Source organism: Desulfacinum hydrothermale DSM 13146 (genome assembly GCF_900176285.1).
GTDB lineage: Bacteria > Desulfobacterota > Syntrophobacteria > Syntrophobacterales > DSM-9756 > Desulfacinum > Desulfacinum hydrothermale.
In genome coordinates, this window is sequence record NZ_FWXF01000003.1 from 101,295 (window position 1) to 121,257 (window position 19,963).

General features: G+C 61.9%; 14 protein-coding genes. 8 read left to right on the plus strand and 6 right to left on the minus strand.

Features of this window, described 5'->3' with window-relative positions:
* Window positions 1–498: 498 nt before the first annotated feature.
* The 4 genes from B9A12_RS04250 to B9A12_RS04265 all read left to right on the plus strand — a co-directional run bounded on the left by B9A12_RS04250 (window position 499) and on the right by B9A12_RS04265 (window position 4,759).
* Window positions 499–2,376: an aldehyde ferredoxin oxidoreductase family protein gene (locus B9A12_RS04250; protein WP_084056620.1), complete on the plus strand. Its 1,878-nt coding sequence runs from the start codon at window positions 499–501 to the stop codon at window positions 2,374–2,376.
* The gene (locus tag B9A12_RS04255) at window positions 2,373–3,824 is read left to right on the plus strand and encodes a trimethylamine methyltransferase family protein (RefSeq protein ID WP_170920331.1); all 1,452 of its coding nucleotides are present in this window, start codon (window positions 2,373–2,375) and stop codon (window positions 3,822–3,824) included. The genes B9A12_RS04250 and B9A12_RS04255 overlap by 4 nt, the downstream gene beginning before the upstream one ends.
* Window positions 3,814–4,320: an aminoacyl-tRNA deacylase gene (locus tag B9A12_RS04260; RefSeq protein ID WP_084056624.1), complete on the plus strand. Its 507-nt coding sequence runs from the start codon at window positions 3,814–3,816 to the stop codon at window positions 4,318–4,320. The genes B9A12_RS04255 and B9A12_RS04260 overlap by 11 nt, the downstream gene beginning before the upstream one ends.
* 250 nt (window positions 4,321–4,570) lie before the next feature.
* Complete coding sequence (locus B9A12_RS04265; protein ID WP_139796486.1) at window positions 4,571–4,759, plus strand: hypothetical protein; 189 nt, start codon at window positions 4,571–4,573, stop codon at window positions 4,757–4,759.
* A 300-nt stretch (window positions 4,760–5,059) separates the two neighbouring features.
* Here B9A12_RS04265 and B9A12_RS04270 read toward each other — a convergent pair whose 3' ends face one another.
* The 4 genes from B9A12_RS04270 to B9A12_RS04285 form a co-directional block, all read right to left on the minus strand.
* Window positions 5,060–7,168: a dipeptide ABC transporter ATP-binding protein gene (locus B9A12_RS04270; RefSeq protein WP_084056628.1), complete on the minus strand. Its 2,109-nt coding sequence runs from the start codon at window positions 7,166–7,168 to the stop codon at window positions 5,060–5,062.
* Between the two features lie 444 nt (window positions 7,169–7,612).
* Window positions 7,613–8,551, minus strand: a complete 939-nt coding sequence (locus B9A12_RS04275; RefSeq protein ID WP_084056630.1) for an ABC transporter permease — start codon at window positions 8,549–8,551, stop codon at window positions 7,613–7,615.
* A 19-nt stretch (window positions 8,552–8,570) separates the two neighbouring features.
* Entirely contained in the window at window positions 8,571–9,869 is a 1,299-nt protein-coding gene (locus B9A12_RS04280; protein ID WP_084056632.1) for an ABC transporter permease, read from the minus strand.
* Window positions 9,869–11,527 carry an ABC transporter substrate-binding protein gene (locus B9A12_RS04285; RefSeq protein WP_170920332.1) on the minus strand — a complete coding sequence of 553 codons (1,659 nt, stop codon included), beginning with the start codon at window positions 11,525–11,527 and terminating at the stop codon, window positions 9,869–9,871. Before B9A12_RS04285 ends, B9A12_RS04280 begins: the two co-directional genes overlap by 1 nt.
* A gap of 338 nt (window positions 11,528–11,865) precedes the next feature.
* Between B9A12_RS04285 and B9A12_RS04290 the strand changes: the two genes are divergently transcribed.
* Complete coding sequence (locus B9A12_RS04290; RefSeq protein WP_084056637.1) at window positions 11,866–12,765, plus strand: TIGR01777 family oxidoreductase; 900 nt, start codon at window positions 11,866–11,868, stop codon at window positions 12,763–12,765.
* 306 nt (window positions 12,766–13,071) lie between these two features.
* Here B9A12_RS04290 and hutH read toward each other — a convergent pair whose 3' ends face one another.
* A complete protein-coding gene (gene hutH, locus B9A12_RS04295) occupies window positions 13,072–14,604 on the minus strand; it encodes a histidine ammonia-lyase (RefSeq protein WP_084056639.1) in 1,533 nt (510 codons plus the stop codon).
* 8 nt (window positions 14,605–14,612) lie between these two features.
* Window positions 14,613–15,587, minus strand: coding sequence for a bile acid:sodium symporter (locus tag B9A12_RS04300; RefSeq protein WP_170920333.1), 975 nt, complete (start codon window positions 15,585–15,587; stop codon window positions 14,613–14,615).
* A 606-nt stretch (window positions 15,588–16,193) separates the two neighbouring features.
* Between B9A12_RS04300 and B9A12_RS04305 the strand changes: the two genes are divergently transcribed.
* The 3 genes from B9A12_RS04305 to B9A12_RS04315 are packed head-to-tail and all read left to right on the plus strand — an operon-like array spanning window position 16,194 to window position 19,857.
* Entirely contained in the window at window positions 16,194–17,957 is a 1,764-nt protein-coding gene (locus B9A12_RS04305) for a gamma-glutamyltransferase family protein (protein ID WP_170920334.1), read from the plus strand.
* A 32-nt stretch (window positions 17,958–17,989) separates the two neighbouring features.
* A complete protein-coding gene (locus tag B9A12_RS04310) occupies window positions 17,990–18,535 on the plus strand; it encodes a TRAP transporter small permease subunit (RefSeq protein WP_084056645.1) in 546 nt (181 codons plus the stop codon).
* A complete protein-coding gene (locus B9A12_RS04315; protein WP_084056647.1) occupies window positions 18,535–19,857 on the plus strand; it encodes a TRAP transporter large permease in 1,323 nt (440 codons plus the stop codon). The genes B9A12_RS04310 and B9A12_RS04315 overlap by 1 nt, the downstream gene beginning before the upstream one ends.
* The last annotated feature ends 106 nt before the right edge of the window (window positions 19,858–19,963 follow it).

Below are 19,963 nucleotides of genomic sequence, written 5' to 3' on the forward strand. Positions count from 1 at the left end.
TGAACAAACCCTCACAATTTGAACATTCGTTCAATGCAAGTCAATCCCTTTTTCCACAACCGCCCAATGGGGCCGGGATCGATCGCAAACCTCCCCTTGGACCCATGGCCGACGATGGCCATGCCGGGCCTCTCTCTTTTGCTTTGACCTGGTCCTCCGTCCTCGACTAAAAGGCTCTTCGGGCCTATTGCATCGCGCACGGCCCACATCGTTTTCCCTTGCGCTGTGGCGCCTTTGCGCAAGGAACGAAACGCCCCATCCTCGCCGCCGGCGGCTGCGAGTGCGTCTGCGATCCACTTTCTCGCGAGCGGGGATCCACACTGGGTTCAGCGGGCGTTCAGAGGTGCCATCCGCCCCTATGCAGCCAATGTTTTCAAGGCGCCGCGGAAACCAATTCCCAGCCCATGAAGATCGTCGCAAGGGGGCTGCCGAAAGAGGCGGGAAAGCGAAGCGCCGCGCTTTGAGCGAAACCAGATTCTACGGGAGGTGCTCCTTGTGATGGACAAGCCCGGTCGGATTGTGAAGGTGGACTTGACCCAATCGTCCATCATGAGCCTTGCCTACTCCCCTGTTTGGAGTTCCGCTTATCTGGCCGGACGCGGCATCAACATCCGACTGCTCCTGGAACACACGGAGCCCGACACGGAGCCGCTGGATCCCGAAAACGTTCTGATCCTTTCCTGCGGACTGCTCACAGGCACGGCGGCTCCCGCTTCCTCCCGGCTTCATCTGAGCGCCGCCTCTCCCCTGACCGGTCTTTTGGGAAGCTCCAGCATCGGCGGACATTTCGGCGCTCATTTGCGCCGCCACGGAATCCAGGCCCTGATGATTTGCGGGAAAAGCCCCCGGCCTGTGGTCCTTCGCATCGGAGCGAATGGGGTGCGACTGGAGCCCGCGCACGATTTGTGGGGGCGGGACACGGTCGAAACCTACCGGGCGCTCCGCTCCGCTCAGGGCCGTTCGGACGTGGAGGTGCTGTGCATCGGCCCAGCGGGGGAACGGGCCGTGCCCATGGCCTGCATCATGAGCGGCCCGGACCATGCGGCCGGCCGCACCGGCCTGGGGGCGGTGATGGGATCCAAGAACTTGAAAGCCGTGGTGGTGGATCCGCCGCCGGGCCCGCCACGCTATTCCAGCGCGGCGAAGGAAACCGCCGCCCGTTATGTCCGACGTATCCGGCAATCGGCGGAATACTCAACGTTTTCGACCCACGGGAGTGTAGCTTATGTGGGCTGGTGCCACGAACGCCGGCTGCTGGCCACCCGCAATTTCAGGGAAAACTCCTTCCCCGCCGCGCAGGCCTTCGATCCCCAACACCTGTCCGGTCTCACCACCCGCCGCAAGACCTGCTACCGCTGTCCGGTTCATTGCAAGGCGGAGTTGCGCCTGCCGGGAGCCTCGGAGCCCCTGGCACGCCCTGAATTCGAGACGGCCATTGCTCTGGGACCCAAGTGCAGCCTGGGCGATCCCCAACAGGTGGTGTTGCTGCACAACCTGTGTTCCCGGCTGGGTCTGGATGCCATATCCGCCGGAACCGCCATCGCCTTTGCCATGGATCTCTTCGAACGGGGCATCTTGACCGCGCAAGATACCGACGGCCTAGATCTTCGGTGGGGTGACCCGGCCGTTATGGAACGTCTTATCGAGGACATGGCCCAGGCACGGGGCCTTGGAGCCCTTCTAGGACAGGGGGTCCATCGGGCAGCACAGTCCATCGGCCGCGGCGCGGAGCGCTACGCTCCCCATGTCCACGGGCTGGAGATGCCCGCCTACCATCCGGGAGGGTCCATGGCCACGGCTCTCGGATACCTGGTTTCCACGCGGGGGGCGGATTTCACAAGTGTGTATGCCACACCCGAATACCGGTGGTCCCCCGAAGAAGCGGCCCGGGAGGTGGGCACACCGCTGGCCGTAAACCCGCTCCAGCCCGAGGGCAAGCCCGCCCTGGTGGCCCGGTCCATGATGGTCAGTGCCGTCATGGACGCTTTGGGCCTGTGCAAGGTGCCCGCCCTCAGTCTTGCGGGAGGCTTCGACCTGAAGTGCGAAGCCGAACTGGTGCGCCATCTCACCGGCCTGGCCCTGGAGGCCGACGACCTATTGGACATCGGCAAAAGGATCCTGGACTTGGAACAGCTGGCCAATGTCGGACGCGGCCTGGATCCGACGAAGGACACACTGCCGGAGATGGTCCGGCACCGCCCGGCTCCCGATGGCATGCGGGCGGATCTGAAAGACATACTGGAACGCATGCGCCTTGAGTTTTTCCAATTCATGGGCTGGACGCCGCAGGGCATTCCCCGCCGCATGGCCCTGCCCGAACCAAGCCCTTGGCTCTCACGGTGGACACGCCGCCAGAAAGGATGGAGAAATTCATGATGAAGTCCGGGGAGTATCAACCTCGCTTGCAGTTTCTCGACCAAGAGCAAAAGAAGAGGATCCATCAGGAGGCCCTGCAGGTTCTGGAGTCCGTGGGCATGGAAGTGCTTCAGGAGGAGGCCCGGTCCCTCCTGATCCAAGCCGGAGCACGGGAAGGGGAAGGAAACCGCCTGTACATTCCCGCTTCCCTGGTGGACAAGGCTTTGGAGACGGCACCCAACAACATCGCCGTGTACGACCGGGAAGGCACCCATGTGATGGATCTGGGAGGTCGCCGGGCTTATTTCGGGACCGGCTCGGATCTCATCTACAACCTGGACCCCCAATCCGAAGAACGCCACCCGTGCCGTCTGGAGGATGTGACCCGCGCGGCTCGGCTTTGCGACGCCTTGCCAAACATCGATTTCGTCATGTCCTTTGCCCATCCGTCGGAGATCCCCCCACACTTCGCCTATCTCAAGAGCTTCGAGGCCATGGCGCTTTCGTGCCGAAAGCCCATCGTCTGCACGGCGGAAGACCGTGGGGATCTGGAGGCCATGTGGAAGATCGGCTGCGCGGTGCGGGGCGGCGCCGAAGCGCTCCGGCAAAAGCCCTACCTGATTCACTACGCCGAGCCCATCAGTCCTTTGAAGCATCCGGTCCCCAGCCTCAACAAGCTCCTTCTATGCGCCGAAAAAGAAATTCCCGCCATCTATTCCCCGGCTCCCATCGCGGGCTCCACGGCCCCCATGACCCTTGCGGGACATGTGGTCCAGGGACTGGCCGAATGCCTCACGGGTCTGATCATCCACCAGCTGAAGAGGCCCGGAGCCCCGTTTCTCATGGGCATGGGCCCCGCTGTTTTGGACATGGCCACGGGGCAATGTTCCTACAACGCACCGGAATACTACATGGCCTACGGGGCCATGATCGAGATGAGCCACTTTTACGATCTACCCAGCTGGGGCTATGCGGGCACCAGCGATTCCCAGGTCCCCGACGGTCAGGCCACCTTCGAGGCCGGCCTGCTCACCTTCCTGTCCACCTTTTTGGGTGCCAACCTCAACCACGACGTGGGCTACCTGGATTTCGGCCGAACGGGGGCTCTGGAAATGATCGTCATGGTGGATGAGTTCATCGACCAGATCCGGCGGATGGCCCTGGGAATCCCCACCGACCCCGAACACCTGGGCGTGGACGCCATCGCTCAGGTGGGGCCCGGAGGTCACTTTTTGACCCACCCCCACACCTTGAAACACCTGCGCGACACACAATGGCGTCCCAGGCTCATCCACCGCGGCAGCCACGAAAAGTGGACGGCGGCGGGAAAGACCACGCTGCTCGACCGATCCCGCGCAAGGGTTCGTGAAATCCTGGAGAAGCATCTTCCCGTCCCCGTGCCGGATCCGGTTCGCCAGGCCATTCAGGAAATCATCGATACCTTTCAGGAAAAAGGCCATGAAATATAGAGAAGCTCCTGCGGCCGCAGCCCCGCACGAGACACCGGTCACGCGGTTTCTCGACGCTCATGGGGTTTCCTACCGGCGCATCCAACACACCCGGCCGGCGCTCACCGCTCAGGACGTGGCCCTACAGGCCGGCATCCATCTGGCACAGGTGGTCAAGACCATGGTTCTTGGGGCCAAGGACGGGGCCTATGTGGTCGCCCTGGTTCCCGGGGATCGGCGACTGGACATCCCGGCCGTGTGCCGACAGACCGGGCTGCGCCTTTCTCTCATGCGGCCGCAAAGGATTCTGGAAACCACGGGGTACAGCGTGGGGGCGGTGGCCCCCTTCGGCCTTCGGACGGCCCCCGCGTGCCTGGTGGCCGATGAAAGTCTTTTTGCATGGGACGAGCTGAACATCAGCTCCGGCCACCCGCTCTTGAGCTGCCAATTGGCCTCCGGGGCCCTGGTGCCGTTCGTGGACGGTGGGATCTTTTCTTTGGTGCGCCCCACTCCATAAAGTTCTTGACGCGCCGAACGAATGGGGATATCTACCGACGCCCTCGGGAAAGATCGCCAACAGAACGATGGAGGTTCTTATGGAACTGGCGTGCTGGCTGCTGGCCGCTGCCGGGCTGTTGCTTCTGGGATGTTTGTGCAACCGGTCGGTGGATAGGAAGTAGGACTTTGACACCCCTTGCGGAGCATGCCATCAGGACTTATTTGGACGGAGCGGAAATCATACGGGCCGAGAAGGAGGAATGATCGCCATGCATGAGGAACCCCAAAGAGCCGTGGCAACGGCCGCCCCTCAAACCATCCCCAACCCAGTGAAATGCAAGGAAGGCAAAGGACTTCGCAACTTCGACTGCCTCTTTTACGACGATTGCCTGGACAAGGCCGCCAAGGCCATGTGGAGCGGCTTCACATGCGGCAAATGCGCATACTATGAAGAGTAATCCACAGTCGATCGGCGGATCGGAAATTTTCGGACCCACCCATCGGGTGGGTCTTTTCGTTTCATGCCTCTTTTTTTGACATGGGCCACCGGCGAAGCGATGCGGAAAGTGGCGCCGGTCCGTTGGCTCCCTTGCCCGCCAGATTCCCCGGACCATCTCCAGCCTTCATGCCACCCCAAGTTCCAACTTTCTTGGATCTGGGCGGACGCGCACTGCCCGCGCCTCTGATCATCTTCCTCGTCATTTCCCGGAATCCCTGATCAGGAAAGGGCATCCGCGCCCGAAAAGAGCCGTGAAGCGTCAGGAAACCTGATGGATGACCGGGTCCAGACCCCTGAGATCCTCCACGGGAATATGGCAGGCGATGAAGTGGTCTTCGTCCACCTGCCGCCAGGGAGGCATTTTTTCCCGACACAGGTGGCTCTTTTCTCCCAACAGGTCGCACCGCGGGCAGCGGGTGTGGAAGCGGCAGCCGGAAGGCGGATTCAACGCACTGGGAACGTTTCCTCCCAATCGAATGCGTTTTTGGCGCGCCGAAGGGTCGGGGATGGGAACCGCCGATAGGAGCGCTTCCGTGTAGGGGTGATACGGCGGAGCATAGATGGCCTCGGCAGGCCCCCGCTCCATGATCTGCCCCAGGTACATCACGGCCACATCATCGGTGAAGTATCGAACCACGCTGAGATCGTGGGCGATGAAAAGAAGGGTGGTTCCCAACTCCTCCTGTATTTCCATGAGGAGATTGAGCACCGCCGCTTGGACGGAGACGTCCAGCGCAGAAACCGGTTCGTCGCAGAGAACCAGGTCGGGGCGGCTGGCAAGGGCGCGGGCGATCCCCACCCGTTGCTTTTCTCCGCCGCTCAATTGCCTGGGATAGCGATCGTAGTACTCGGGGCCCAGCCGCACGGCCTTGAGCAGCCGGATCACTTCGGAACGGACCTGGCCCTTGGGAACCGTTCGGAATCGGCGAATGGGGCGGGCGATCTGCTTTCCCACGGAATAGGAGGGATTGAGCGTGGCGTCCGGGTTCTGGAAGACCATCTGGATTTCCCGGATCACCTCGAAATCCCGGTGCCGCACTGTCTTGGCGATGTCCAGGCCCAGGAATTCCAGCCGGCCCCCGCTCAACCTTTCCAGACCGATCACGGCTTTGAGCAGACTGGACTTGCCACAGCCGGACTCCCCCACAATGCCCAGGGTGCGCCCGCGCGGTACCCGCAGACTGACGCCGTCCACGGCCCGCACATATTCCTTGTCCCCCAGCCCCAGAAGGGATTTCAGGCTGGGTTTGCGCTGTTCGTAGTAGACCTTCACTTCGCGCATCTGCAAAAGCGGAGATCCCTCCGCCGTTTCTTCCGCTTCAGGCGCCTTGAGGGAGGCAGAGCGCCGTTCGAGCCGCAACGGCTTTTGGGCCAGGTTCTCTGCCATCACGCAGCGCGCACCGTGGCCCGAGGGCAATCGGATCCAAGCCGGCTTTTCCTGCAGGCAGGCCTCCCCCGCATGGGCGCACCTGGGAGCAAACACACAGGCATTCTCCGGTCGTTCCAACGGTGCGGGCACCCTTCCCGGGATGGGATGGAGCGCAAGGGCCCTCTTGGTGCTTCCCAGTCGGGGGACACAGCGCAGAAGGCCCCGCGTGTAGGGATGTGCCGGGTGGGCGAAAACGGTATCCACCTGCCCCTGTTCCACCATTTCCCCGGCATACATCACACACAGCCGGTCGCTCACCCGGGCCACCACCCCCAAGTTGTGCGTGATGAACAGAATGCTTGTCTGGAATTCTTGTTTCAGGTCTTCCACAAGATCCAAAACCGCCGCCTCCACGGTCACGTCCAGCGCCGTGGTGGGCTCATCCATGATGAGCAGCGCGGGATGGTTCAGCATGGCCATGGCGATGACCACGCGCTGCTGCTGCCCCCCGGACAACTGATGGGGATAGCGAGCCATGATCTGGTCCGCATCGGGCATGTACACACGACGGAGCATGGCCACCGCCCGGTCCCAGGCCTCCGTTTTGGACACCGTCTGATGGCAGGTGAGCACCTCCATCAGCTGCTCCCCGATCCGCAGAGTGGGATTCAGGGCCGACATGGGGTTTTGATACACCATGGAGATGCGGTTTCCCCGGAGGCGATTCAGCTCCCGTCGTGAACGACCCACCAGTTCGCTCCCTTCGAACCGGATGCTTCCCCCCGCGATCCGTCCGTTGGATCCCAGAAAGTTCACGAGGGAGAAGGCCACGGTCGATTTTCCGCATCCCGACTCCCCCACCAGTCCCAGGGTTTCGCCGGCACCGATCTGGAAAGACACATCCCGAACGGCGGGAATCCATCCCCGGCGGGTCTTGTAGCTGATGGAAAGGTGCTCAACCTCCAGGACGGGATCGCCCGAAAGGTTTGTTTTGTTCATAGCATTCGGCTCCGAGTCTGTACCATCACGCGGGTGTCGCCTCATGGGCGGTCGGTGGCCCCTGTGAGCGTGTCCGAGAACGCCCAGATTCCTGCCTTCTTGTGCGAACGAAAGGTTGGGGCCACCAGGCGGGCCCGTACTTCCGGCCTGGTCAGGCCGCCGGAGGGGTGGGTTCCGAACCCGCCCCCACAAGACCGTCTAAGAATTCAAAAGCACCATGGGGCCGGTGGAATTGCAACTGCTCAGAAAGCCACAAAAGGCCACGAGGCCATGGTCAGGCAGCCTCCTCTCCCCGGTCCGGCGAACCGGAGCGTTGACACCGGTCATCGAGTTGAAGCGGAAAGGCCCAAAGAGGACTCCCTCTCTCGTTTCCCCGGCTCCCGGCCCCGCAGCCGTCTTCGCTGGCGATGCCAGTTGCGGCTGGTCGCCGTACGGGTCTTCCAGTTACTGGTACCTCATGGTTTCCTCCCGCAGGCCGTCGGCCAAAAGATTGAGCCCCACGACCAGCGAGGCGATGGACAAGGACGGCCACAGGGCGGCCCAAGGAGATCCCGCCAGGATGAACTCCCGTCCCTTGGCCACCATGGATCCCCAGTCCGGAGACGGAGGCGGCAGGCCCAGCCCCAGAAATCCCAGGGTGCCCATGGCGAAGATGGCGTAACCCACCCGGAGCATGGCGTCGATGATGATGGGCCCCTTCGCATTGGGGAGAATTTCCACGAACATGACGTACCAGGGGCTCTCCCCCCGCGTTTCCGCCGCCCGCACGTAGTCCCGGGTACGGATGTCCAGGGTGAGGCCCCGCACCAGTCGGGCGATTCCAGGCGTACCCACGATGGCAATGGCCAGCACCACATTGACGGCCGACGCCCCCATGGCGGCCACGAAGATCAAGTAGAGCAGGATGACAGGGACCGCCATCATGGCGTCCAAGAGCCGCATGACCACTTCATCCATCCACCCGCCCTTGTATCCGCTGACCAGTCCGAGAAAGGCTCCGATCACCAAGGAGGCGGCCACGCCCCACAGGGCCGTGCCGCCGGGAAGCCACACCTGCTGGGACACGGGCAGCACCACCAAGACGATGCGGGCGCCATAGACGAGCCGAGCCCACAAATCCCGTCCCAGTTCGTCCGTTCCCAGCGGGTGGGCCGCACTGGGCCCCTGGTTGGGCGCCTTCCAATCCTGGTAGGTGGGCGAATAGGGGGTCCAAAGGGGAGCGAAGAGCGCTGCCAACACCCAGAAGGCCACGATGAAAAAACCCACGGTGGCTGTCCGGGAAGAGAAGATGAGCGAAAAGACTTGTCGAAGCCCCCGAAAGAAAAGGAGACCCGAACGTGAACCCGATTGTGTTTGAGATGCTTGTTCCGCAGTCGGCGCCATGACCTTGTCCCGCCCGTTCCTATCGATAGCGGATTCTCGGATTGAGAAAGGTATAGAGGATGTCCGCAATGAGCTGGGTTCCCACCGCCACAACCACCATGATCATGGCGCCGGCTTCCAGGGCATTGATGTCCTTGTAGAGGGCCGAATTCAATAGATACTTGCCCAAGCCCGGATAGCCAAAGACCACCTCCACCACCACGATTCCGCCCAGCAGCCAGTTGACGTGGAGCATGATCACCGTGATGGGGGCGATCAGGGCGTTGCGAACGGCGTGCTTGAAGACAACCCTTCGGTAGGAAAGACCCTTGATGAAGGCCGTCCGGATGTAGGGTGAGCGCATCACTTCCACCATGCTCGCTCGCGTGATGCGCAGCACGTAGCCCAGCTCGATCAGGGTGAGGGTGAGCACGGGCAGGACCAGCATGTCCGGCCGCTGCCAGGGAGCCTGCTCACCAAACACCGTGGCCCCGGGCAGCCAACCCAGCCAGAGCGCAAAGATGAGAATCAGGAAGATCCCCATGGCAAATTCAGGGATGACGGAAAAGACCATCCCCCCCACGGAAAGCGATCGATCCAGAACGCTTCCTTCCCGAAGACCGGCCACAATGCCCAGGGCAAGCGCCAGGGGCATCACCACGGTAAAGGCAATGCCCGCCAGCACCAGGGAATTGCGAAGACGGACGAAGAGGCTCTTGGCCACCGGACGGCCGGTGCGAAGGGAAACACCCGGATCCCCCCGCAGAAACCCCTTAATGAGGGGGAGGTAGTCCACGGCGCCCCCGGACACTTCCTTCCAGCCGCTTCCCACCACGAAGACCCAAGCCTTTTTCTGTTTGCCCTTCTCCCAGAGGACCACCCGGTTGTGGGTGTCCACGCCCCAAAAATAGAAGGAACCGTCGGAGCGCTTCTTCCAGCGACCGTTGTCGGCCACCTCCTCCACCGACCCGTCCGGGCGCCTCACCTCCGCCACCAGGTTGTCTCCGTCCAGCTTCCAGCGCACCAGATTGCCATCCGCACGGCGCGCCCACCATTCCACAAAGCCCTGCTTTGTGGTCAGGCGTTGAAGCGGCAACCCCACCAGGTGCCGCCCCCGCCAATCGCTTCCCAAAAGCCAGTGGACATAACGGACGGGGGCCGGTTCATCCAGCCCCAGCTGGTTGAGGAAGGAGGCTTCCTGTTCCGGGGTGACGAAGCTCCCGAGCACATTCCGAGCCACATTGCCCGGAGAGGCCTCGGTGATGAGAAAAACCGCCACCGACACCAGCAGCATGGTGAGAAACAGGAGCAGGATCCTGCGAAGAATGAATACCAGCATTATGCTTTGCGCTTACTCATCCAGACGTCGTTGATCAGAAGATAGTTGGTCGGGTGGGCCTTCAGGTTATGCACCCACTTGCGGGCACTGGTCCAGAGGTTGCGCCAGTAGGAGATGCCCACGGGACCCCGCTCCATCATGATCTCTTCCAGATCACAGAACACCTTTCGGCGCTCTTCCACGTCCAGAATGCCGCTGGCCTTGGTCACCAGGTCGCAAAATTCCTTGTCCACCCATCGCGTTTCGTTCCAGGGCACCGGCTTGCCCTCGTCGTCGGCCACATAGCCCAGGTTCAGGACCATGGTTCCCAGGGGTCGGTGCGTCCAGGGGGTGATGCCCAGATCCACCTCGGTCCATTTCTCCCAGTATTGGCTTGCCGGCATGGTCTGAATGTTGACACGAAATCCCGCGGGAGCCGCATCTTCTTTCAGGATTTCCGCATAACGCACCACGTCCGACCAATCGCTTCCCACGGCCAGGTTCACGTCCAGCCCGTTGGGATAACCGGCTTCCTTCAGAAGCTTTCGTGCCCGCTCCGGATCGTATTTGGGAACGGGCTTGGGGCAGTACTCGGGATGCTTGGGGTAGACGTGGAAGTCCTGCCCCAGCAGCCCCTGGTTGTGGTAGGCAAGGGCCAGGATCTTTTCCCGGTTTTGGCACAGCTTCAAGGCCATGCGAACCCGATTGTCGTTCCACGGCTTGATGTCCACCCGCATGCGCAACACCCTGGTCTGGCCCGTGGTCACCGGCAGCACGGTGATGTTGGGGTCATCCTTCAGGGCCAGGAAGATATCGGTGCCGCCCATGTCCCCGGGATCGATCACGTCCACTTCCCCCGTCTTGAGAGCGGCGATATGGGGGGCCATTTCCCCGCCCATATCGACAAATTCCAAGCCCTCCAGGTAGGGCAACGGCTTTCCGTCCGCCCCCTTCTGCCAGTAGTCCGAGCGGACCTTGAGCACACAGCGCTCACCCTCGCGGTATTCCACCAGGGTGTAGGGACCGGTTCCGTGGGGCTTCTTGATGAAGTCCCCTTCGAAGGTGCGGTGGTTGAGAACCAGTGCCGGATAATGGAAAAGATGCTCCGGAACGGCGATCTCCGGGCGCTTCAGATGCAGCCGGATCTGATGCGTGTTCACCTTTTCGATGCCGTTGGGATCCAGGTACCCGCTCATCAAGCCCAGGATGGACGAACCCACATCCTTGTCGAGCCACTGGTTCATGGTGAAGATGACATCATCGGCCGTGAACGGATCGCCGTTGTTGAAGGTAACCCCCTTGCGCACATGGAGGGTCCAGGTTTTGAGGTCGTCACTGACCTCCCACTTTTCCAACAGATAGGGGCGGGTGATGTTGTCACTGTCGGTCAGGGTCAGGTACTCCGCCACGTTGCGAAGCTGATTGGCCGGAGCGATCCACGAAAACTGGGCCGGGTGCGTCACTTTGTGCACCTGGCTGGAAATCTTCATGGTTCCGCCCCGCTGAATGGAACCCGCCCACGCTTTTTGGGGAGCACTCAGGCCTGCCAGGCGGCCGGCGGCCGTGGCCGAAAGTCCCAGCAGCGTGGCATAACGCAGAAAGTCCCGACGGCTCAGACCGCCTCGGTCCATCTCAGCCTTCAGCTCGGGGATGAGCGGATGATGGGCCTTGTCTTTCATGGTCCCCTCCTCAACCAAGGGTTGCCAATACGACTCCATTCTTAGAGAAGAAATTGTTTCATCGCGAACAAGCATACCAGATCGCGCGCAGCCATTCAACCCATATCCCTTGGACCGTTATGGAACGAATGGGGCCCACACGCCATGGTTGGAAAGGTTTCGGCTCCCCAAGCCTTCTCTTCATGGTTATTTTAGATAAAGATGCCAGAATGGGGTTCCGTCGTGACAGGCAAGGCAACAGAACCCACCCCTGGCCACCGGCGGCGCAACGTAATCGCCGCCGGCCGACACGCAGTACGCCGTAGTCCCAGACGCGTACCATGAAGCAAGGAGGAGCTATGCAGGTCTTGATCACAGGCGGCCTCGGATTTGTGGGAACCCAGCTCAGTCAAAGGCTTTTGAAGGCAGGACACCAGGTGACCGTCGTGGACCATGCGCCACACCCCCACCCCCGCACACCGACCCAGGTGTGTTACGTGTCGGCGGACACCACACGGCCGGGATCGTGGCAGGAAGCGATCGCCGGCCACGATGCTGTCATCAATCTCGCCGGCGCCTCCATCTTTCGCCGATGGAATGCCAAGACCAAGGAACTCATCTACAACTCCCGGATCCTCACCACGCGAAACGTGGTGGACGCCCTCCCCTCCACGAGCGCCGTCCATCTGCTGAACGCATCGGCTGTGGGCTATTACGGTCCGCACGGGGATGCTTTTCTCCAGGAAGAGGATCCGCCCGGCTCGGATTTTCTGGCCCGGGTCTGCGTGGACTGGGAAGCGGAAGCGGCCAAGGCGGCCGATAAAGGGGCTCGAGTGGTCGCCATGCGCTTTGGCATCATCCTGGGCAAGACCGGAGGGGCCTTGGGACAGATGATTCCCGCTTTCAAACGGTTTGTGGGCGGCCCCCTGGGCCACGGCAGGCAGTGGTTTTCGTGGATTCACATGGAGGATCTTCTGGGGGCCATCGAGTTTGTGTTGGCGCGAACGGAGATTCAAGGGGCCGCCAACTTTTGTTCCCCCAATCCGGTTCGCAACGAGACCCTGGCCCACGTGTTGGGAAAGCTGTTGCGTCGCCCCAGCTTTCTGCGCACTCCCGGTCTGGTCCTTAGGCTCGTGATGGGAGAATTCGGATCCGTGCTTCTCGAGGGCCAGCGGGTCTTTCCCGGAGTCCTTCTGAGACACGGCTACGCTTTCAGGTATCCGGATATTGAAGCGGCCCTGGCGGAAGTCCTGGCATGAAGAGCGCCGATCGTGATCCGCCCCTCGCCCTTTCCTCCCTTTGAGCGGCGGGCGTGCAGCCGTTCACGGCCCACGAGGAGCCTGTCCGACCATGGCCTTTCAGCCTTTTGGGAGATACCAACTGGTTGAAATTCCACTGCGCCCTGTGGCTCTTTTGGAGCCTTGCGGGGGCGGGCTCCAAACCCGCCTCCACAAGGCCAGGCCGCTAGCATGGGCCCGTCTGGTAGGCCCAAGCGTCCGTCCGCTCAAGAAGGGAGCAACCTGGGCGTTCTGGGACAGCCTCCCAGGCACGGCCCGCCGCCCTGGCTACGGATGGAGCGGGCCGACGGCGCTTTCCACCGCCTCAATCAAGGATCCGTCCCGAAGGAGGCCCGTCATGGCCTGGATATCCTTCGAGATAACCCGGTCCCTGTCCAGGTGGGAAATCACGCGCCGGATGCATTGGTAGGCCGCACAGGTTCCCTCCCCCGGCTTCATATTGGTGAACAGGTCCAGGGCCTGGGCCGCGCACAGAAGCTCGATGGCAATCACATGCTCCGTGTTGCACACAATATCGCGGACTTTCCGAGCGGAGATGGTCCCCATGGACACATGGTCTTCCTTGTTGGCCGAGGTGGGAATGGAATCCACGCAGGCCGGATGCGCCAGGGCTTTGTTTTCTGAAACCAGGGCCGCCGCCGTGTATTGGGCAATCATGAACCCGGAATGGAGCCCTCCCTGATCCACCAGAAAGGCCGGCAGGCCGCTCAGTTGGGGGTTCACCAGCCGCTCTACCCGCCGCTCGGAGATATTGGCCAGTTCCGCCACGGCCATGCCCATAAAGTCCAGGGCCAGGGCCAGGGGCTGGCCGTGGAAGTTACCGCCCAGAAGAAATTGTTCATCGTCGGCAAAGATCAGAGGGTTGTTGGTGGAGGCATTCATCTCCGTTTCCACCACGGTCCGGCAGTAGTTCAAGGCGTCCTTGGTGGCCCCGTGCACCTGGGGGGAACACCGGAGGGTGTAGGCGTCCTGGACGCGGGAACAGTCCTTGTGGGACGAGATGATGTCGCTGTTTTGGGTGATCCGGCGCATGTTTTCCGCCGCCTTGGCTTGGCCGGGATGGGGGCGCACCTGGTGGATCCTGGGATCGAATTCCGTGCGGCTGCCCATGAGCACTTCCAGGCTCATGGAGGCGGCGATATCGGCGGCCTTGGAAAGAAGGAGCGCGTCATGGAGGGCCAGGGCGCCGATGGCCGTCATGAGCTGCGTGCCGTTGGCGAGGGCCAATCCTTCGCAGGCTTCCAGTTCCAGAGGCTCCAGGCCCGCCCGAGCCAGCGCCTCCGCCCCCGACATTCGTTTCCCGTCATAGTCCGCTTCCCCCAGGCCGATGAGCACCAGGCCCATGTGGGCCAAGGGGGCCAGATCGCCGCTGGCTCCCACGGAACCCTTCTCCGGAATCACGGGGAGGATCCCCGCGTTGAGCACCTCCATCAGACGGCGGGCCGTCTCGGGTCGGATTCCGGAGTGTCCCCGGGCCAGATCCTTGAGTCGCAGTACCATCAGGGCCCGCACCGCGTCGGCCGACAGTTCGGGCCCCACCCCCGCCGAGTGGCTCATGAGGATGTTTCGCTGGAGTTCCCGCGCCTGCTCTTTGGAGATGATCACATCGCTCAGAGCTCCAAATCCCGTGGTGACCCCGTAGATGATCCTCTCTTCCTGCACCCAACGATCGATGAGAGCCCGGGCCTTTTCCAGCCTCTCCCAGGATTCGTCATCGAGACGCACCCGGGCGCCTTCCCGGGCCACCGCCACCAGATCCTCCAGACGCATGCCGTCTCGACCCAACACCACGTGACACATGTTTGTTTCTACTCCTTCTCGTCTGTTCGTCCGCTCTGAAGTCGTCCCACCAGATAGCCATCCATGATGAGGTGGATCACATGGTGGCACACGCAAAAAACCAGGGCTTCTCCGTACTGGGGAAAGAGCGCCGTCTGAATGAGGACGGACAGGGGTAGGGTTTTTTGACTGCCCATGAAAAGGAGCGATTCCATCCGCCCACGCCCGAGCCCCAGCAGGCGCCCCAAACCTGCGGACGCGCTCAGCAAGCCCGCATGAAATCCAACCACCAGAGCCACCACCCACGGAAGCAGCTGCAACCCACCCACAATGGTAGGCCGGGATTTGGAGACGGCGATCCACACAATCACCAGAATGAAACACCCATTGACCACGTTGGGTTGGATACCCCACCGTTTGTAGAAGTCCTGGAACGTGGGGCGCACTCCGATTCCCAACGCCAGGGGCAAGGCCACCAGCATGGCCATCTTCATCATGAGGGCCTGTTTGTCGATGAGAACTCCAGCGGTTCCCGCGCCGTCGCCCACGAGCAAGGTAAGGACCACGGGCACCGTGAAGATGGCCGAAAAGTTGGCCAGCAGGGTGATCATGAGAGCGCTGGCCATGTTCCCGCCCGCAGCCCCGGTCATCACCACGCCGCTGCTCAGCGTACTGGGCATGGCCGCCACCAAGAACAGACCGATCATCAAGCCCGGGGGCAGCGGCAGTTCGGCCAGGACCCTGGCCCACAGGGGGGAGACCAGGAAAATGACCGCCAGGGCCGCGGCGGTCACTCGAAAGTCCGAAAGTCCGGAACGGACCTGTTCGGTCTGAAGGGCCGTGCCGGAAAAGAAAAAGATGGCGAAAATCACCAGATCGGGCCCGCGGTGCGCTTGGAGCCACCGACCCGCCTGGGCCACCATCCCGGTTCCATCCGCAAGCGTCACGCCCGATGCCAGGATCAGCCCCGTAAGAAACCAATACTTCTTGACAAAGGATCGCACCGCGCCCGCCTCCCCTCTCGCTCTTCCTACATTCTTACTGGGATTTTTCCGTTCGTAGCGGCTCATCCAACCGCTCAATTTTCAAGACCGCATCTATAGGCGAAGAATCCCCATGAGTCCACTCTTGAATTTTTGAAAGGAGTCCCGTATTTAGAGTGGGCGGCGCAGGGTCGGTTCGAGCACCCTGCGATGGGCGCACAGCAGGCTTCGGGGTATCCATCTCCCGTTCCACGTTCAGTGACGGAGAAACCTTCACTTCCCATTCCCCGCTTCCACCCCGTCGCGCGTGGCTAGGAGCCAGTCCGAAAACGCCAAGGTTGCTCTCTTGTTGTACAAGCTTGGGGCTACCAGCCGGGCCTGTGCCGGCGGCCTGGCGTTTCAGCCGTAGGGGCGGGGTCTGCCCCCCTACAAAGCTGTCTGAGAATGCAAAAAGCACCACGGGGCCGGTGGAATTTCAACTGTCCAGAAAGCCACAAAAGGACGAGAGGCCATGGTGAGACAACCTCCTGGACACGGCCGCCCCCCGGTCATGCCCTCCCATGGGGACTGATTCGGGGCTTCCCGGCAGGGATCCAACGACGGCGTACGATCGACGAAGGGGAAGATATGCGTGAGTTCGGTTCCGGATCGGTCCAGAAGGCCCACCTGCAGCCCGTTCAGGGATTTCGGTGGGCGGTGGCCACCGAACACTACCTTTCCGCTCAGGCGGCTGCGGCCATCCTTCACGAAGGCGGCAATGCCTTCGATGCCGCCGCTGCGGCCACCTTCGTGGAAGGTCTCGTGAACCCGCACATGTTCACCCTCGGCGGCGAATGCCCCATGCTGGTCTACTCCGCGGCCGACCGCCGGGTCTTTTCCATCAACGGCAACACCCAGGCCCCCAGGCGAGCGACCCTGGAGGCCTACCGGAAACGGGGATGGGATCTCCTGCCGCCGAGAGGCGTGGAGGTGGCCGGAACGCCGGCGGCCGTGGCAGCCCTTCTGGACATGTTGGCCCGGTTCGGGCGTCTTCCTTTGGAGGTCATTGTCCAGCCGGCACTTCAGCTGGCATCGGAGGGTTTCCCCGTACACCTGGGGCTGGTCCACATGCCCAAGTTCGGTATCCAAGAAAACGCCTCACTCTTTGCCGACCAGTGGCCCGCCTCCGCCCGTCTCTACCTGAGCGCCAATGATGAACCCCTGCAGGTGGGCTCCCGCTTCACCAACACCGCTTACGCTCAGGTGTTGGATGCACTGGCCCAGGCCGCTACGTCCCACGGCCGGGATCGGCCCGGGGGGATTCAAGCCGCCCGGGACCTCTTCTATCGGGGAGACATGGCCCGGGAGATGGAGCGGTTCGTCCGGGAAAGGGACGGGTTTCTCACCATGGAGGATCTGGCCGAATATGAGACCCTGTTTGAAGAGCCGATCTTCGTGGATTTCCGCCACACCCGGGTCTTCAAATGCGGCCCCTGGTCCCAGGGTCCTGTCTTTTTGCAGATGCTTCGCCTGCTGGAAGGCTTCCATCTGGAATCCCTGGAGCCCAACAGCGCCGACTACCTCCACATCTGGACGGAAGCGGCCAAATTGGCTTTCGCCGATCGGGAGCAGTATTACTCGGATCCGCGTTTCGTGGATGTACCATTGGACCGGCTGCTGAGCCCTGAATATTCGGAAAAGCGCCGGGCCCTGATCGATCGGCGTCGTGCCAGCTCCGAGCATCGACCCGGCGACCCGGTTGGCGGCAAGGCCCTGCTGGACCCCGACCGCATCTTTTTCTGGGACAGCTGGGGCTACGGGACCGTGCATGTGGCGGTGGCGGACGGGGACGGCAACCTGGCAGCCCTCACCCCCAGTGGCGGTTGGATCTCGGGCAACGAGGTGGTCCCTTCCCTCGGCTTTCCCCTGGGAACACGGCTTCAGACCTTCTATCTGGACCCCGCCCACCCCAACGTGGCGGCTCCCCGCAAACGCCCTCGCACCACACTGAGCCCGTCTTTGGCGTTCCGTAACGGACGCCCCTGGATGGCCTTCGGCACCATGGGCGGCGACCAGCAGGACCAGTGGACCCTCCAGTTTTTCCTGAATCGCACGGTGTTCGGCATGGACATTCAGGAAGCCCTGGAAACACCCAAGGTCTGCTCCGATCATTTTCCGGGAACCTTCCATCCCCACGAGGCTCAGCCGGGAACCTTGCGGATGGAATGTCGCATCCCGGAAGCCACGCGAAAGGAACTGGAAGCACGAGGCCACCTGATCCAGGTCACCGAGCCTTGGATCCTGGGTTTCATCTGTGCGGTGGCCCGCGAAGACGCCGGGCTGTTGGAAGCGGGAGCCGACCCCAGGGGACATCGGGGGGCCGTCTTTCCGTCGTGTGCCTTGGCGCTCTGAGCAACGGCAAGCAAAGGAGGAAGAGAGAACCCATGCATTGGCTGGCAAGATTCTGCGACAGAGTGGACTCCGTGAACAGGGCCGTGGGCCGCGGGGTCTCCTACGTGGCGCTCATCATGGTGCTGGTGGTCACCGTGGATGTGATCATGCGCTATCTTTTCAAAACCACTTTCGTCTTCGTCCAGGAATTGGAATGGCATCTGTTCGGGGTGCTCTTCCTCATCGGAGCCGGATATACCCTGCTCTATGACGACCACGTGCGCGTGGACGTCTTCTACCAGCGCTTCAGCAAGAAGACCCAAGCCTGGATCAATTTCATCGGCGCCTTGGTGGCCCTGTTCCCCGGCTGTTATCTGATCATCGCCACGTCCTGGCGGTTTGTGATGAATTCCTGGGCCGTGAACGAGGGCTCCCCCGACCCGGGAGGGCTTCCCGCCCGCTACATCCTCAAGGCCATGATCCCCATCGGCTTTGTCCTGGTGGCCCTCCAAGGGGTTCCCCTGACCCTTCGCAGTCTCATGGTGATTTTGGGCATCGAATCGGATTTCAATCCCGAAAGGAAGGAGGGCGCGCACTGATGATGGAATCCCTTCCCGGAATCATGTTTCTCGTTCTCACCATCCTGCTCATGTTCGGCTTTCCGGTGGCCTTCACCCTACTTGGAACCGCCCTGGGTTTCGGTCTCATCGGCTTCGGATGGAACTTCTTCAACCTGCTGCCCCTGCGCATCTGGGGCGTGATAACCAACTTCACGCTGCTGGCCGTGCCCCTGTTTGTCTTCATGGGGGTCATGCTGGAACGAAGCGGCATCGCCGAGGAGCTCCTGGAAACCATGGCGCTCCTTTTCGGGCGCCTGCGGGGAGGGCTGGCCATCTCGGTGGTGGTGGTGGGCGCCCTGCTGGGAGCCTCCACGGGCATCGTGGGCGCCACGGTGGTCACCATGGGGCTCTTGAGCCTCCCCACCATGCTGCGACGCGGCTATCAGCCCGAATTGGCCACGGGCACCATTTCCGCGTCGGGCACCCTGGGGCAGATCATTCCCCCCAGCATCGTCTTGGTTCTCTTGGGAGACATCATCGGCGTGTCGGTGGGGGATCTTTTCATTGGGGCCGTCATTCCCGGGCTGGTCCTGGTGTTGCTCTACATCTTCTATATTGTGATCATCGCGAGAATCAAACCCGACTGGGCTCCCCTCATCCCCCGTCAGGAATGGGAGGACATCCTGGAAGCCGGCCTTTTCAAGCGCGTGATGCGCGCCCTTGTGCCGCCGCTTTTTCTTATGGTGAGCGTGTTGGGGTCCATCTTTGCGGGCATCGCCTCTCCCACGGAAGCCGCCGCCGTGGGCGCTTCCGGCGCCATGATCCTGGCCGCCGCCAACAGGCGATTCAATATGGACATGCTTCGCCAGGTCATGCAGACCACCACCCGGCTCACCTGCATGGTCTTCATCATCCTGGTGGGGGCGGGCGCCTTCGGCCTCGTCTTCCGCGGCCTTGGCGGTGACCATTGGGTGCGCAACTACATCCAGCACATCCCCTACGGCAAGTGGGGCGTGCTCTTCATCTGCATGAGCATCGTCTTCGTGATCGGCTTTTTCCTGGATTTCATCGAGATCACCTTCATCCACATCCCCGTGCTCGCTCCCATCATGAAACACATGGGCTTCGATCCGCTCTGGTTCGCCATCCTTTTTGCCGTGAATCTCCAGACATCTTTCATGACGCCCCCCTTCGGGTTCTCACTTTTCTACCTCAAAGGGGTGGCCCCCCCGGAGATCACCACCGGCCACATCTACCGCGGGATCATCCCCTTCGTGATCTTGCAGTTACTGGGCTTGCTCACCCTGGTCTTTTTCCCCTCTTTTGCCACGTGGCTGCCGCGAGTGGTCTTCGGATCCTAAGGATCTGACAATCGAACCGCTGCTCCGGCAGGACCCGTCCAATCCTCATCATCTATGCTGGGCCCTTTGGACCGCCCCATGGCCACAAAGTCGTGCTTTGGGGCAC

Bases quoted from the DNA above. Each gene is read 5' to 3' on its own strand.
- B9A12_RS04250 (WP_084056620.1), top strand. From the start codon at position 499: ATGGACAAGCCCGGTCGGATTGTGAAGGTGGACTTGACCCAATCGTCC.
- B9A12_RS04255 (WP_170920331.1), top strand. From the start codon at position 2,373: ATGATGAAGTCCGGGGAGTATCAACCTCGCTTGCAGTTTCTCGACCAA.
- B9A12_RS04260 (WP_084056624.1), top strand. From the start codon at position 3,814: ATGAAATATAGAGAAGCTCCTGCGGCCGCAGCCCCGCACGAGACACCG.
- B9A12_RS04265 (WP_139796486.1), top strand. From the start codon at position 4,571: ATGCATGAGGAACCCCAAAGAGCCGTGGCAACGGCCGCCCCTCAAACC.
- B9A12_RS04270 (WP_084056628.1), bottom strand. From the start codon at position 7,168: ATGAACAAAACAAACCTTTCGGGCGATCCCGTCCTGGAGGTTGAGCAC.
- B9A12_RS04275 (WP_084056630.1), bottom strand. From the start codon at position 8,551: ATGGCGCCGACTGCGGAACAAGCATCTCAAACACAATCGGGTTCACGT.
- B9A12_RS04280 (WP_084056632.1), bottom strand. From the start codon at position 9,869: ATGCTGGTATTCATTCTTCGCAGGATCCTGCTCCTGTTTCTCACCATG.
- B9A12_RS04285 (WP_170920332.1), bottom strand. From the start codon at position 11,527: ATGAAAGACAAGGCCCATCATCCGCTCATCCCCGAGCTGAAGGCTGAG.
- B9A12_RS04290 (WP_084056637.1), top strand. From the start codon at position 11,866: ATGCAGGTCTTGATCACAGGCGGCCTCGGATTTGTGGGAACCCAGCTC.
- hutH (WP_084056639.1), bottom strand. From the start codon at position 14,604: ATGTGTCACGTGGTGTTGGGTCGAGACGGCATGCGTCTGGAGGATCTG.
- B9A12_RS04305 (WP_170920334.1), top strand. From the start codon at position 16,194: ATGCGTGAGTTCGGTTCCGGATCGGTCCAGAAGGCCCACCTGCAGCCC.
- B9A12_RS04310 (WP_084056645.1), top strand. From the start codon at position 17,990: ATGCATTGGCTGGCAAGATTCTGCGACAGAGTGGACTCCGTGAACAGG.
- B9A12_RS04315 (WP_084056647.1), top strand. From the start codon at position 18,535: ATGATGGAATCCCTTCCCGGAATCATGTTTCTCGTTCTCACCATCCTG.